The 14,301-nt window shown below is 72.7% G+C and carries 13 protein-coding genes; 2 read left to right on the top strand and 11 right to left on the bottom strand.

Annotated features, from left to right (window positions below; genetic code table 11):
- Window positions 1–148: 148 nt before the first annotated feature.
- Both ACIA79_RS31385 and ACIA79_RS31380 read right to left on the bottom strand, forming a co-directional pair.
- Window positions 149–436 carry a DUF3039 domain-containing protein gene (locus tag ACIA79_RS31385; protein WP_063835429.1) on the bottom strand — a complete coding sequence of 96 codons (288 nt, stop codon included), beginning with the start codon at window positions 434–436 and terminating at the stop codon, window positions 149–151.
- 40 nt (window positions 437–476) lie between these two features.
- Window positions 477–1,037: a YqgE/AlgH family protein gene (locus ACIA79_RS31380; protein WP_399431785.1), complete on the bottom strand. Its 561-nt coding sequence runs from the start codon at window positions 1,035–1,037 to the stop codon at window positions 477–479.
- 288 nt (window positions 1,038–1,325) lie between these two features.
- Here ACIA79_RS31380 and murA point away from each other — a divergent pair, with 288 nt between their 5' ends.
- The gene (gene murA / locus ACIA79_RS31375) at window positions 1,326–2,666 is read left to right on the top strand and encodes a UDP-N-acetylglucosamine 1-carboxyvinyltransferase (RefSeq protein WP_399431784.1); all 1,341 of its coding nucleotides are present in this window, start codon (window positions 1,326–1,328) and stop codon (window positions 2,664–2,666) included.
- Window positions 2,667–2,981: 315 nt separating this feature from the next.
- Here murA and ACIA79_RS31370 read toward each other — a convergent pair whose 3' ends face one another.
- The 6 genes from ACIA79_RS31370 to ACIA79_RS31345 all read right to left on the bottom strand — a co-directional run bounded on the left by ACIA79_RS31370 (window position 2,982) and on the right by ACIA79_RS31345 (window position 9,874).
- Window positions 2,982–3,263, bottom strand: coding sequence for an HU family DNA-binding protein (locus ACIA79_RS31370; protein WP_023588435.1), 282 nt, complete (start codon window positions 3,261–3,263; stop codon window positions 2,982–2,984).
- A gap of 313 nt (window positions 3,264–3,576) precedes the next feature.
- The gene (locus tag ACIA79_RS31365; RefSeq protein ID WP_399431783.1) at window positions 3,577–5,010 is read right to left on the bottom strand and encodes an NAD-dependent malic enzyme; all 1,434 of its coding nucleotides are present in this window, start codon (window positions 5,008–5,010) and stop codon (window positions 3,577–3,579) included.
- Window positions 5,011–5,474: 464 nt separating this feature from the next.
- Complete coding sequence (locus tag ACIA79_RS31360; protein WP_399431781.1) at window positions 5,475–7,763, bottom strand: HelD family protein; 2,289 nt, start codon at window positions 7,761–7,763, stop codon at window positions 5,475–5,477.
- 87 nt (window positions 7,764–7,850) lie between these two features.
- Window positions 7,851–8,636, bottom strand: a complete 786-nt coding sequence (locus ACIA79_RS31355) for an anti-sigma factor family protein (RefSeq protein ID WP_399431780.1) — start codon at window positions 8,634–8,636, stop codon at window positions 7,851–7,853.
- Window positions 8,633–9,226 (bottom strand): sigma-70 family RNA polymerase sigma factor, encoded by a 594-nt coding sequence (locus tag ACIA79_RS31350; RefSeq protein ID WP_031076392.1) that lies wholly within the window; start codon window positions 9,224–9,226, stop codon window positions 8,633–8,635. Before ACIA79_RS31350 ends, ACIA79_RS31355 begins: the two co-directional genes overlap by 4 nt.
- Before the next feature lie 72 nt (window positions 9,227–9,298).
- Entirely contained in the window at window positions 9,299–9,874 is a 576-nt protein-coding gene (locus ACIA79_RS31345) for a CGNR zinc finger domain-containing protein (protein WP_399431779.1), read from the bottom strand.
- Between the two features lie 209 nt (window positions 9,875–10,083).
- On the opposite strand from ACIA79_RS31345, the gene ACIA79_RS31340 reads away from it, so the two are divergent.
- Window positions 10,084–10,953 carry an alpha/beta fold hydrolase gene (locus ACIA79_RS31340; protein WP_399431778.1) on the top strand — a complete coding sequence of 290 codons (870 nt, stop codon included), beginning with the start codon at window positions 10,084–10,086 and terminating at the stop codon, window positions 10,951–10,953.
- 91 nt (window positions 10,954–11,044) lie between these two features.
- Here ACIA79_RS31340 and ACIA79_RS31335 read toward each other — a convergent pair whose 3' ends face one another.
- The 3 genes from ACIA79_RS31335 to ACIA79_RS31325 form a co-directional block, all read right to left on the bottom strand.
- Window positions 11,045–11,566, bottom strand: coding sequence for a GNAT family N-acetyltransferase (locus ACIA79_RS31335; protein WP_399431777.1), 522 nt, complete (start codon window positions 11,564–11,566; stop codon window positions 11,045–11,047).
- A gap of 20 nt (window positions 11,567–11,586) precedes the next feature.
- Complete coding sequence (locus ACIA79_RS31330; protein WP_399431776.1) at window positions 11,587–12,726, bottom strand: uroporphyrinogen-III synthase; 1,140 nt, start codon at window positions 12,724–12,726, stop codon at window positions 11,587–11,589.
- A gap of 75 nt (window positions 12,727–12,801) precedes the next feature.
- The gene (locus ACIA79_RS31325) at window positions 12,802–14,133 is read right to left on the bottom strand and encodes a nitrate/nitrite transporter (RefSeq protein ID WP_399431775.1); all 1,332 of its coding nucleotides are present in this window, start codon (window positions 14,131–14,133) and stop codon (window positions 12,802–12,804) included.
- Window positions 14,134–14,301: the final 168 nt, after the last annotated feature.

Raw genomic sequence — 14,301 nt, 5'->3', positions numbered from 1 at the left:
CCCCCCCCCCCCCCCCCCCCCCCCCCCCCCCCCCCCCCCCCCCCCCCCCCCCCCCCCCCCCCCCCCCCCCCCCCCCCCCCCCCCCCCCCCCCCGGGGGCCCTGGCCCGGCCGGTGGGCGGGCGGTCCGGCCGCCCGGCCCGGGGGCCGTTACTTCTTGTCCTTGCCGCCCTTGTCCTTGTCGCCGCCGGCGCCCATGGACTCGTAGATCTCCTTGCACATCGGGCAGACGGGGTACTTCTTCGGGTCGCGGCCCGGCACCCAGACCTTCCCGCACAGCGCCACCACGGGAGTGCCGTCGAGGGCGCTCGCCATGATCTTGTCCTTCTGGACGTAATGGGCGAAGCGCTCGTGGTCGCCGTCGCCGTGCGACACCTGGGGCGTCGGCTCTACGAGGGTCCCCGTACCTGCCCCGCGCTCGGGCTCAAGAGTGCTCATGAGCTCCAAGGGTACCCCGCGCGCACAGCGACCGAAGGCGTCAGTTGAGCGACGGGTCGTCCAGGTACGTCGCGATCATCGCCAGCTCGCTGCGCTGCCGGCGCAGCACGTCGCGCCACAGGTTCTCCGGGCGCGGCGCGGACACGTCGCCCGGCTCCGAGTCGACCACGAACCACGCCCCGCCCGCCAGCTCGTCCTCCAGCTGGCCCGGGCCCCAGCCCGCGTACCCGGCGAAGATCCGCAGCGAGCCGAGCGCCGCGGCCAGCAGCTCCGGCGGGGTCTCCAGGTCCACCAGTCCGATCGCGCCGTACACCCGCCGCCACCCCAGCGGACCCTCGTCCCCGGGGATCACCGCCAGGCCGAGCGCCGCGTCCAGCGCGACGGGGCCGCCCTGGAAGACGACGCCCGGCTCCCCGGCGAGCGGGGCCCAGCCCTCCAGGATGTCGCCGACGCCGACGGGCGTGGGGCGGTTCAGGACCACGCCGAGCGACCCCTCGTCGTCGTGGTCGAGCAGCAGCACCACCGCGCGGTCGAAATTCGGGTCCGCCAGCGCGGGGGTGGCCACGAGCAGCCGTCCTGTGAGCGAGGACACCTCGGTCATGCCTGACATGATCCCGCATCCGGGGCCGTCGCGGGGGGTCGGGCGGCTGTCCGGAACGCGCCGGGCAACGACGCAGCTCACCGCGGCCCGCCGGGAAGCCTGGCCGAAAGCGGACGGTGACCCTCCGCAAGGGCGCGAAAACAGAGGGTGTTGTGCCGAATTCATTACATCTGACTGAGCCCCTCGGCCTACCGGTACACGGCCTGAAGCCCCTTACCCTTTTCCCTGGCCCCTGCCCGACCTCTCCCCTGGTTCCCTCGGGGGGAGCCCCACCGGAACGCGAGATTCATGACCGGCACAGACGATGTACTGCTTGTCCACGGCGGAACCCCGCTGGAGGGCGAGATCCGCGTCCGCGGCGCGAAGAACCTCGTGCCCAAGGCGATGGTCGCCGCCCTGCTCGGCAGCGAGCCGAGCCGGCTGCGCAACGTGCCCGACATCCGTGACGTCCGGGTCGTGCGCGGGCTGCTGCAGCTGCACGGCGTGACCGTCCGCCCGGGCGACGAGCCGGGCGAACTCGTCCTGGACCCGACGCACGTCGAGTCCGCCAACGTCGCCGACATCGATGCCCACGCGGGTTCGTCGCGCATCCCGATCCTCTTCTGCGGTCCGCTGCTGCACCGCCTCGGCCACGCCTTCATCCCGGGCCTGGGGGGCTGCGACATCGGCGGCCGGCCGATCGACTTCCACTTCGACGTGCTGCGCCAGTTCGGTGCGCGCATCGAGAAGCGCGCGGACGGCCAGTACCTGGAGGCGCCGCAGCGGCTGCGCGGGTGCAAGATCCGCCTGCCGTACCCCTCGGTCGGCTCGACCGAGCAGGTGCTGCTGACGGCCGTGCTCGCGGAGGGCGTGACGGAGCTCTCCAACGCGGCGGTGGAGCCGGAGATCGAGGACCTCATCTGCGTGCTGCAGAAGATGGGCGCGATCATCTCCATGGACACCGACCGCACGATCCGGATCACCGGTGTCGACCGGCTCGGCGGCTACACCCACCGGGCTCTGCCGGACCGCCTGGAGGCGGCCTCCTGGGCGTCGGCGGCGCTGGCCACGGAGGGCAACATCTACGTGCGCGGCGCGCAGCAGCGCTCGATGATGACCTTCCTCAACACGTACCGGAAGGTGGGCGGCGCCTTCGAGATCGACGACGAGGGCATCCGCTTCTGGCACCCGGGCGGCTCGCTCAACGCGATCGCCCTGGAGACGGACGTGCACCCCGGTTTCCAGACCGACTGGCAGCAGCCGCTGGTGGTGGCCCTGACGCAGGCGGCGGGCCTGTCGATCGTCCACGAGACGGTGTACGAGTCGCGGCTCGGCTTCACGTCGGCGCTGAACCAGATGGGCGCGCACATCCAGCTCTACCGCGAGTGCCTGGGCGGCTCGGACTGCCGCTTCGGCCAGCGCAACTTCCTGCACTCGGCGGTCGTGTCGGGCCCGACGAAGCTCCAGGGCGCCGACCTGGTCATCCCGGACCTGCGCGGCGGCTTCTCGTACCTGATCGCGGCCCTGGCGGCCCAGGGCACGTCGCGTGTCCACGGCATCGACCTGATCAACCGCGGCTACGAGAACTTCATGCAGAAGCTGGTCGAGCTGGGCGCGAAGGTCGAACTCCCCGGCGCAGCCGTCGTCTGAGCCCCCTCCCCGGGCGGCCCGGCCCCCCGCACCTCCAGCCGGGGGTCCGGGGGTCGCCCCCGGGCCGGCACAGCATGCAGAAGCTGGTCGAGCCGGGCGCGAAGGTCGAACTCCCCGGCGCAGCCGTCGTCTGACGGTTCGTGAGGACGCCTGACGCCCGACGGCCCCCGCACACCGTGCGGGGGCCGTCGGGCGTTCTGCGGGCGCTGTACGGGCCGTACGCGGGCGAACAGAAGGGCGGCCACCCAGGAACAGGGTGGCCGCCCTTCTGTCGCGCCTCGCGCCCAGGAGCGCCCCAAGGGCGCCCAGGGGGGCTTACTTGCCCTTGGCGGCTTCCTTGAGCTTGGAGCCCGCGGAGACCTTCACGCTGTAGCCGGCCGGGATGTTGATCGGCTCACCGGTCTGCGGGTTACGAGCGGTGCGAGCGGCACGGTGGGTGCGCTCGAAGGTCAGGAAGCCGGGGATGGTGACCTTCTCGTCGCCCTTGGCGACGACCTCACCGATGGTCTCGGCGAGCGCGGCCAGCACGGCGTCGGCGTCCTTGCGGGTCACCTCGGCGCGGTCGGCCAGGGCGGCCACCAGCTCACTGCGGTTCATGTTCTTACTCCCGTGTTCTTCTTGCCTGTGAGGCGTGCCACGCGGCGGAGCCGCATGTCGGTCCAGCGAAGCCGATGCTGCCAGGGCCCTTGGACAGTCCCCGGACCCGGGTCTGCTGTCAGACCCTCGCGCCCGAATACGCATCCTGCCCCCACCAGCGGCGCGAAAGCCAATCCGGCACCCTCCGGAGTCACACGAAAAGCGCCACGGGCCCGTCGTGGTGACGTTCGGTCGACCCCCTGGGGACTCCCCGGAGCCGAATCGCCACCCTAAGGGCGGTTTTCCGGCCCGGGGCCGTGCGACGCGCCGGGGGTCAGGCGGACGTGGCTGCCGTCACAGTCGCGCCCGCGGCCCGCACGGCGTCGCGCACGGCGCCCGCCACCGCACCGGCGACCTTGTCGTTGAAGACCGACGGCACGATGTAGTTGGCGTTCAGCTCGTCCTCCGTGACGACGTCCGCGAGCGCGGTCGCGGCCGCGAGCATCATCCCGGTGTCGACCGTGCGGGACTGGGCGTCGAGCAGACCGCGGAAGACGCCCGGGAAGACCAGCACGTTGTTGATCTGGTTGGGGAAGTCGGAGCGGCCGGTGGCCACAACTGCCGCCGTCTGGCGGGCGATTGCGGGGTCGACCTCGGGGTCGGGGTTCGCGAGCGCGAACACGATGGCGTCGTCCGCCATGGCCGCCACGTCGTCGCCGTTCAGCACGTTCGGGGCCGAGACACCGATGAAGACGTCGGCGCCGGCGACCGCCTGCTTCAGCGTGCCGGTGACGCCCTCCGGGTTGGTGTTGTCGGCGATCCAGCGCAGCGCCGAGTCCTTGTCCGCGGAGACGAGGTCCTCGCGGCCGGCGTGCACGACGCCGTGGATGTCGGCGACGACGGCGTGCTTCACGCCCGCCGCGATGAGCAGCTTGAGGATGGCCGTACCGGCGGCACCGGCGCCCGACATGACGACGCGCACGTCGCCGATCCCCTTGCCGACGACGCGAAGTGCGTTGGTCAGGGCGGCCAGTACGACGATGGCGGTGCCGTGCTGGTCGTCGTGGAAGACCGGGATGTCCAGGGCCTCGCGCAGCCGGGCCTCGATCTCGAAGCAGCGGGGCGCCGAGATGTCCTCGAGGTTGATGCCGGCGAAGCCGGGGGCGATGGCCTTGACGATCTCGACGATCGCGTCGGAGTCCTGGGTGTCCAGGCAGATCGGCCAGGCGTCGATGCCGGCGAACCGCTTGAAGAGGGCCGCCTTGCCCTCCATGACGGGCAGCGCGGCCTTGGGGCCGATGTTGCCCAGTCCGAGGACCGCGGAGCCGTCCGTCACGACCGCGACGGAGTTGCGCTTGATGGTGAGGCGGCGGGCGTCCTCGGGGTTCTCGGCGATGGCCATGCACACGCGGGCCACACCCGGGGTGTAGACCATGGAGAGGTCGTCACGGTTGCGGATGGGATGCTTGCTCGCCATCTCGATCTTGCCGCCGAGGTGCATCAGGAAGGTACGGTCGGAGACCTTGCCGAGCACGACGCCCTCGATGCCGCGCAGCTTGCCGACGATCTCGTCGGCGTGCGCGGTGGACGTGGCGGCGATGGTCACGTCGATCCGCAGCTTCTCGTGGCCGGATGCGGTCACGTCGAGGCCGGTGACGGAGCCGCCGGAGGACTCCACGGCCGTGGTGAGCTGGGAGACCGCGGTTCCGCTCGCGGGCACCTCCAGCCGGACCGTCATCGAGTACGAGACGCTGGGCGCCGTTGCCATGGCCGAGTTCCTCTTTCCCTAGCTTCGTTGCTGCGCCGCCCCGGCGGGTGGCCGGGCGGAGCCCTCCGATGGTCGCACCTACCTGTGAGTAACAGGTAATAGCGGTCATTTAGTTTTCGGAAACTTACTTCCACCATACGAGAAACAGGATCTTGGCGGAAGCCCGCGGCTTCCGGACGCGCAAACGGCAGCAGGCCCGCGCCATCAGCCGATGACGCGGACCTGCTGCTCCTGCGTACGTAAGGTGGCACCGACCCGCCATGCTCGCCTCGCGGCAAGTGGTCGCTCGCAGCGACGAAGGTTGGGCCCGGGGGCTTGGATCGAGCCGGTGCCGTATCCAGGCTAACAAACCGCCCCGGAAAGTGGTTCCCCCCGTGCGGACCGACCCCCGGACGGTCCATCCGGCCGCTCCGCCCGGCCGGTCCGTGCGGCCGGGCGGCCGGTTTGCGGCCCCCTCCCGGCGATCAGTCCCTGAGCAGGTCGGGCACGCCCCGCGCGTCCGGCTCGTCGCGCCGCCCCGACACCACGGTGAGCTGCTGGGTGGCGCGCGTCAGCGCCACGTACAGCACCCGCAGGCCGGCCGGGGACTCGTCGGCGATCTCGGCGGGCGAGACCACGACCGTCGCGTCGTACTCCAGGCCCTTGGCCTCCAGGCTCCCCAGCGCCACCACCCGGTCGCCCAGGTCCGCCAGCCAGCCCGCCGCCTGCTCGCGCCGGTTCATGGCGACCACGACGCCCACCGTGCCCTCCACGCGGTCCAGCAGCCGGGCGGCCTCCTCCCGTACGGCCTCCGCGAGGGGTCTGTCCTCCGCGGCGACGAACCGGGGCTCCACGCCCGTGGAGCGGACCGCGCGCGGTGCCTCCATGCCCGGCATGGCCAGGGCCAGCACTTTGGCGGCGAGCTCGGCGATCTCCGCGGGGTTGCGGTAGTTCACGGTCAGCTCGAAACGGCGGCGCGGGCGGGTGCCCAGCGCCTCGTCCCGCGCCTCGGCGGCCTCGTCCGGCACCGACCACGACGACTGGGCCGGGTCGCCGACCACCGTCCAGGTGGCGTGCCGGCCGCGCCGCCCGACCATCCGCCACTGCATGGGCGTGAGGTCCTGCGCCTCGTCCACGATGACGTGGGCGTACTCGGTGCGCTCCTGGGCCAGCCGCTCGGCGCGTTCGCGCTGCGTCTCCTCGCGCACCGGCATCAGCTCCTCCAGCCCGGTGAGCTGGTCCAGCGGGTCGAGCTCCCGCTTGCGGCGCGGCCGTGCCGGGGCGCCGAGGATCGCCTGGAGCTCGTCCAGCAGGGCCACGTCGTGCACCGACAGCCCCTCGCGCCGCAGCGAGCGGGCAAGGCGCCGCACCTCGCCCGGGTTGAGCACCCGGCGGGCCCAGCGGCCCAGCCGCCTCTCGTCGGCCATCGCCGCGAGGACGCCCCGCGGGGTGAGCTCGGGCCACCACGCGTCCAGGAACGCGAGGAAGCTGTCCTCGGTGGTCACGTCCTCGTCGAAGGACGCCCGCAGCTCCGCCGCCAGCTCCGGGTCCCCCGGGTGCCGCGAGGCCGCGCCGGACGCCGCGTACAGCGCGTCCAGCAGCAGCTTGCGCGCCCGCGGGCGCAGCAGGTTCACCGGCGCGGTGCCGCCGAGGGCGGCCTGCCGGATCCGGTGCAGAGCGTCGGCCTCCAGCTCCAGGCGCCGCCCGAAGGCGACCACGCGCAGCCGCTCGGGGGCGTCGCCCGACTCCAGCGCGCCGCGCGCCGCCTTGCGCAGGACCTTGAGCATCCGCGAGGAGCCCTTGACGCGGGCGACGGCCGGCTCGTCGTACACCGTCGCCTCGGCCCCGTCGACCAGGCTGCCGACCGCGCGGATCGCCACCTGGCCCTCCTCGCCCAGCGACGGCAGCACGCCCTCGGTGTAGGCGACCAGCAGCGGGGTGGGCGAGACGATCAGGATGCCGCCCGCGTACCGGCGCCGGTCCTGGTAGAGCAGGTACGCGGCGCGGTGCAGCGCCACGGCCGTCTTCCCGGTGCCGGGGCCGCCCTCGACGTACGTCACGGAGGCGGCGGGCGCGCGGATGACGAGGTCCTGCTCCGCCTGGATGGACGACACGATGTCGCGCATGGTGTGGCTGCGGGCCTGGCCGAGCGCGGCCATGAGCGCGCCGTCGCCGATCGCGGGCAGCTCCCGGCCGTCGAGCGTCGCGGTCAGCTCGGGGCGCATCAGGTCGTCCTCGACGCCGAGGACGCGGCGGCCCTTGGACCGGATCACGCGGCGGCGCACCACCCGGCCCGGGTCGACCGGGGTCGAGCGGTAGAACGGCGCGGCGGCCGGGGCGCGCCAGTCGATCACCAGCGGCGCGTAGTCGGAGTCCAGGACGCCGATGCGGCCGATGTGCAGGGTCTCGCCGATCTCGGCGGTGTTGTCCGGGCCCACGGCGTCGTCGGCGGGCTCGACGGAGGTGTAGGCGCCGTCCGGGCCCTTCTTGCCGTCCTTGCCACGCAGCAGGTCGATCCGCCCGAAGAGGAAGTCCTCGTACTCGTTGTTGAGCCGGTTGAGGTGGATCCCGGCGCGGAACACCTGCGCGTCCCGCTCGGCGAGCGCGCCGGGCGTGCCGACCTGGCCGCGCTGGGCGGCGTCGTTCATCAGGAACTCCGCCTCGTGGATCTTCTCCTCGAGGCGGCGGTACACCCGGTCCAGGTGGTCCTGTTCGACTGCGATCTCGCGGTCACGGATCGTGTCGACACCACCGACGGCTTCCTGCGCGGCCACCGAGGCCCCCTTCTGACGTGCTGTGACGCAGCCGTCAACCGTACGCCACGGGGGCCGTGAATGTCAGACACGTTCGTGCCCGGAGTCTCAGGCGGGCACCTCCACCAGCCTTTGCCCGTCGAACGTCGTCACCTCGAAGTGATCGATGTCCTTGCTGTTCATGGCCGCGCCGCCGTGCACGTACAGCGGCTTCTTGGCCATTTCATGCGTACTGTCCGGAATGCCGTATCCCCACTTCGGGACGGCCCAGGAGGTCACGACCTCCTTCTCGCCCGTCCTGGAGACGGCGACCAGGTTGCACTTGAGGGGGCCCTTGACGTTCTTGAGCTCCAGCACGGTGTGGGTTCCCCATGCCTTGCTCTCCATGCCGACGGTGGCGGCGACCTTGGTGGTGGCGTCGGTCGCGGACCTCTTCACCTCCATGTGGTGGAAGAAGGCGTCCTCGGCGGGGCTGGTCGGGTGCGGGTCGAGCGCCTGGTTGCTCCGCCCGTCGCCGCCGGAGGACGTGGCGACGACCGCCGCGGCCGGTCCGGCGATGATCAGCGCCGCGGCGGCGGCGACCAGGTAGCGCGTGCGCCGGCGGCGCTGGGCCCGCTTGACGGCGACCTCGTCGACCAGCCGGTCCAGCAGCCGCGGCTCCCCGCCCCGCAGGGGTTCGGGCGGTGGCAGGACCACGGGCCGGGCGGACGGCCCCGGGCCCTCCGCGAGCATGGCCAGCATGGGCTCCATCCCGGAGAACTCCTCCAGGTGGGCGGCGCACACCGGGCATCCCGCGAGATGCGCTTCGAAGGCGGTGGCCTCGGCGTCGTCGAGAATTCCGAGCGCGTACGCGCCGACGGCGTCGTGCACCGACTCGTTCTCGTACGTCGTCATGCCGAGATCCCCCTCTCCTCCAGAGCGAGCTTCATGGAACGCAGTGCGTAGAACACCCGGGACCGGACGGTCCCGCTGGGTATGCCGAGCGTTTCGGCAGCCTCGTTGACCGTACGCCCCTTGAAGTAGGTCTCGACCAATACTTCCCGATGGGCCGGGCTCAAATCGTCGAGTGCATCAGAGAGCGTCATCAGCCACAACGCCTTGTCGATCTCGTCCTCCGCGGGCATGACCTCGAGCGGCGACGGATCGACCTCCTGCGGCCGGGCCTGCCGGCTGCGGTGGCCGTCGATGACGATGCGCCGGGCGACCGTCACCAGCCAGGGTCGGACGGAGCCGGTTGCCCGGTTGAGCTGACCGGCGTTCTTCCAGGCACGGATGAGTGTCTCCTGTACGACGTCCTCGGCCCGCTGGCGGTCGCCGGCGACGAGACGCAGTACATAGGCGAGCAGGGGACCGGCATGCTCACGGTAGAGCGCCCGCATCAACTCCTCGTCCGGGACGGTGGTGTTGCTGCGCGGGGGCACAGCGCGGTGCCGGGCCCGATGCGCTCCCCGACGGTCATCGGCCACGGCGGCATCCTTGCGCACCTGTACCTCCCGGTCGAGACCCTGTTTCTGAGTCGTTGTCGTTCATGACTACGGAGGCGGGCGCGATTCGTCTCAACGCGCGTTCAGATTCTTTTTCACCCGGTGGCGGGCGACGCGCTGGCGGTTGCCGCAGACCGCGCTGGAGCACCAACGGCGGCGCCGCCCGCGGGAGGTGTCGAGGTAGACGCGGCGGCAGCCGGCGCCCTCGCACTGGCGCAGCAGGGCGCGGGCGGACGGGTCGGTGAGCAGCTCGACGGCGTCGCGTGCGACGGCCGCGAGGAGGGCGGCGCAGCCGGGCGGCGAGCCCCACGCCCGGACGAGTCCGCCGCCTTCGCCGGGCACCGCCCGGGGCGCGGGCGGCGGGGCGGCGGCGACGGCGTTGAGGCGGTCGAGGTCGTCGCCGCGCGCGGGGCTGCCGTCCAGCACCTCGCGCATCAACCGGTCGACGGACCGCCCGAGTTCACCGAACCGCGCCACCCACTCCTCGGGCACGCCGTCCCCGCCGAGGGGGGTGCCCGGCGGGACGAGCCCGACGGCGAGGAGCCACTGCGCGAGCCGCGCGGCGTCGGCCGGCCGCGCGGCCATCAGGTCCAGGCACAGCCGCCCGGGGTCGAACCACCGCACGCGCTCGTCACCGCCTCGGGTCACCGTGTCACCGCCGGAGCCGTACCGCCCCTCAGGGTGCCCGCTCGGGCGGGCGACCGGAACCCCGCCTGTGCCGGGCGGCCCTCCCTCCGGGGCGCATCCGGCCGTTGTGTCCACGGCAGCCGCGGGGGCAGGAGGAAGGGTGTGCCGGCTGTGTCCTCGGCCGATGGGTGCCGTGGGCGGTGTACCGACGAGGGCGGGAGGTTCGGGCCTTGTTCGAGGGCTTCGAGACCAGGCGGGTGCAGGTCGATGAAGCATCGGTCTTCGTCCGACACGGCGGGGACGGGCCGCCGGTGGTGCTGCTGCACGGCCACCCCCGGACATCCGCGACCTGGCATCGCGTCGCCCCGCTCCTCGTCCGGCGCGGTTTCACCGTGGTCTGTCCCGATCTCCGGGGGTACGGTCGGTCCACCGGCCCGGCGCCCACGGCGGACCACGCGGGGTACTCCAAGCGGGCCGTCGCCGGTGACGTGGTCGAAGTGATGCGCTCCCTCGGCCATGCCCGGTTCGCGCTCGCCGGGCACGACCGCGGAGGCGCTGTCGCGCTGCGTCTTGTGCTGGATCATCCCGGAGCGGTCTCGCGGGTGGCGCTGATCGATTGTCTGCCCCTCACCGAGCACCTGTCGCGCATCACGACCGAGTTCGCCACGCAGTGGTGGCACTGGTTCTTCTTCGCCCAGCCGGACATCCCCGAGCGGGTCATCAACGCCGATCCGGACAGCTGGTACCTCGGCGACCCCCGGAGCATGAGTCAGGAGAATTACGACGAGTGGCGCTCGGCCACGAGAAACCCCGCCGTGGTGCGGGCGATGCTGGAGGACTACCGGGCCGGCCTCACCATCGACCGGCGGCACGAGGAGGACGACCGCGCCGCCGGGACACGGATCCGGTGCCCGGCGCTGATCCTCTGGTCGCTCCGGGATGACCTCGAGGACCTGTACGGGGACCCGGTGAAGATCTGGCGGCAGTGGGCACCGGACGTACGCGGCCACGGCATCGACGCCGGGCACCACGTGGCCGAAGAGGCTCCGGAAGCGCTCGCGTCCTCCCTCGCGGGCTTCTTCGCCGGACGGCCCGAGTAGGGAGGATCTGCGCCGCCTGCCGCTGAACACCGCAGGGAAGCGCTCAGCGCACGAGCTCTGCCCAGCGGGCCGCGGGGCTGCCGGACGGTCGCTATCCCACCGGGGGCGGGTCGTCGTGCAGGATGCGCTGGAAGAGGTGGTGATCGCGCCACTCGCCGTCGATGTGGAGGTACCGCGGCGCGGTGCCGATCCGCTCGAAGCCGCTCTTGGCGAGCACGCGCTGCGAGGCGGTGTTCGTCAGGACGGTGCCCGCTTCGACGCGGTGCAGTCCGAGCTCCTCGCGGGCGGCCCGGCACACCACGCCGACGAGCCGGGTGGCCAGGCCGCGCCCGGTGTACTCGGCGTCGACCCAGTACCCGAGGGACGCGCTGCGGAACGGGCCCAGCGCGATCCCGGACAGCGCGGCCCCCGCGACGACCCGTGCCGCGGGCTCGTCGACCGCGAGCCACAGCCGACTGCCGGGGGCCCTGATCCGTGCGGCTTGCGTCCCGGCGGTGTAGTAGTCCTCGGTCCGGCGCGGCTCCCAGGGCCGCATGTGGGCCCGGTTGCGGGCCAGGGCCTCGGCGAGGGCGGGCGCGTCGGCGGGGTCGGCGGGGCGCACGGTGATCGTCACACCGCCACCGTAACGGCGGGTCAGGCGTCGGCGTACTTGGCGTCCGCGCCCGGGTCCAGGGCCAGCCGGTAGCCGCGTTTGACGACCGTCTGGATCAGCTTGGGGGCGCCGAGGGCCGAGCGGAGGCGGGCCATCGCGGTCTCGACGGCGTGCTCGTCGCGGCCGGCGCCCGGCAGCGCGCGCAGCAGGTCGGCGCGGGAGACGACCCAGCCGGGGCGGCGGGCCAGCGAATGCAGCAGGGACATGCCCGCGGGCGGTACGGGGCGCAGGTCGCCGTCGACCAGGACCGCGTGGCCCCGGATCTCGATGCGGCGCCCGGCCACGGGCAGCGTCCGGGCCCGGGCGGGCAGCTCCTGGCACAGCAGCTGGACCAGTGGGCCGAGCCGGAAGCGGGCGGGCTGGATGGTGTCGATGCCGTGCGCCTGGAGCGGCAGGGCGGTGACCGGTCCGACGCAGGCGGCCAGCACGCCGTGGTGGAGGGCGTCGAGCAGCTCGGGCAGCAGGCCGCGGCTCTCGGCGCGGGCCAGCAGCGACGCCCCGGCCGGGGCGCTGGTGAACGTGAGCGCGTCCAGCGAGCGGGCCACGGTCGCGTCGATGAGCCGGTCCAGCGGCGCGAGGTCCTCGGGCGGCATCCACCGGTAGACCGGGACGACCACGACGTCCGCCCCGGCGTCCCGCAGCGCCTCGACGAACCCGGGCAGCGGCTCGCCGTGCAGCTGCAGGGCGATGCGCCGCCCGGAGACGTCCTGCCCGAGGAGCCGGTCCAGGACCTCGGCCATGGAGTCCGAGCCGGGCGACCAGTCCTCGGTGAGCCCGGCGGCCCGGACCGCGCCCTTGACCTTCGGGCCGCGGGCGAGGACCTGCGCGCCCCGCAGACGGGCGAGCAGTTCCTCCCCGTGCCCCCAGCCGTCCGCGGCCTCCAGCCAGCCGCGGAAACCGATCGCGGTGGTCGCGACCACGATGTCCGGGGCGTGGCCGACGAGGCTCTCGGTGGCCTCCAGGAGCTCCGCGTCGTCGGCGAGCGGCACGATCCGCAGCGCGGGGGCGTGCAGGACCGCGGCACCGCGCCGTTCCAGCAGCGCGCCCAGTTCGTCCGCCCGGCGTGCCGCGGTGACTCCGACGGTGAACCCGGCGAGCGGGCCGTGTGCTTGCTCGTGCATGACACCAGAGGGTGGCAAGGGTGCGTGACGGTCCTGGTTCGCCGAGATTTCTCCCCCGTTACGTCCCATGCCGGATCACACCTCGGAGTAGCTGAGCTGCCGCTTGGCGGGGATCTCCGCCGGGCGGCGAAGGTATACCGCCCAGGTGACGGTCAGGCAGGCCGCGTAGAAGACGAGGAAGGCGACGAAGGCCGCGGTGCCGGTGCCCGCCGTCTGGAAGGACTGGCGGAAGGCGAGGTTGATGCCGAGGCCGCCGACCGCGCCGACCGCGCCGATGAGCCCCATCGCGGCGCCGGAGAGCCTGCGCCCGTAGGCGTCGGCCTCCTCGCCGTCCAGGCCGGACGCGTACGCCTGCGTCCGGAAGATCGCCGGGATCATCTTGAACGTCGAGCCGTTGCCGAGGCCGCTCAGGACGAACAGGGCGGTGAAGCCGACCAGGAAGACGGTGAGCGACTCGATCACCGAGGCGTAGACCACGACGCAGGTGGCGGCGGCCATGGCGGCGAAGTTCCACAGGGTGATGCGGGCGCCGCCGTACCGGTCGGCGAGCGAGCCGCCGAGGGGCCGGATCAGCGAGCCGAGCAGCGGGCCGATGAAGGTGAGGGACGCGGCCTGCAGCGGCGTACGGCCGAACTGGGTCTGCAGCACGAGACCGAAGGCGAAGCTGTAGCCGATGAAGGAGCCGAAGGTGCCGATGTAGAGGAAGGCCATGATCCAGGTGTGGGGCGCCCTGACGGCCTCCTTGACGGCGCCGGTGTCGTTCTTCACCGGCGCCAGGTTGTCCATGTACAGCGCCGCGCAGACGGCGGCGAGGACGATCAGCGGGATGTAGACGCCGAGCACCAGGCGCGGGTGGGCCGCCCCCGCCGTCCCGATCACCAGCAGGCCGGCGAGCTGGACGACCGGTACGCCGATGTTGCCGCCGCCCGCGTTCAGCCCGAGCGCCCAGCCCTTCCTGTGGAGCGGGAAGAAGGCGTTGATGTTCGTCATCGACGAGGCGAAGTTGCCGCCGCCGACCCCGGTGAGCGCGGCGACCAGCAGGAAGGTCGGGTACGAGGTGCCCGGCTCCATCACCGCGTACGCCGCGCCCGTGGGCAGCAGGAGCAGCAGCGCGCTGAAGACCGTCCAGTTCCGGCCGCCGAACCGGGCGACGGCGAAGGTGTAGGGGATCCGGATCACCGCGCCGACCAGCGTGGCCACGGCGATCAGGGCGAACTTGCCGGCCGGGTCGATCCCGTACTCCGGGCCCATGAAGAGGACCATCACCGACCACAGGGTCCAGATCGAGAACCCGATGTGCTCGGAGAAGACGGAGAAGAGCAGGTTGCGCCGGGCGATCCGCTCCCCCTTCTCGCGCCAGAAGGTCTCGTCCTCAGGGTCCCACTGTTCGATCCACCGGCCGCCCATCGCGTACCTCCGCTGCTGTCAGGTCCGTCAACCCCGTCAGGACCCGACGCTAGGCACGGCGCGTTTCAGCCCGGTCATAGGACATGACCGGGCTGAAACCTTGCTCTCACGTGCGGGCGGGAGCGGCGGTGAGGAGCGGCCGCGGCGCCGCTCCCCGCAGGCATTTCC

Origin of the sequence: Streptomyces sp. NPDC051310 (assembly GCF_044455245.1) — a bacterium.
Classification (GTDB): domain Bacteria; phylum Actinomycetota; class Actinomycetes; order Streptomycetales; family Streptomycetaceae; genus Streptomyces.
The sequence above is the reverse complement of the archived record's forward strand: the minus strand, read 5'-3'. Positions and strand labels throughout refer to the sequence as shown.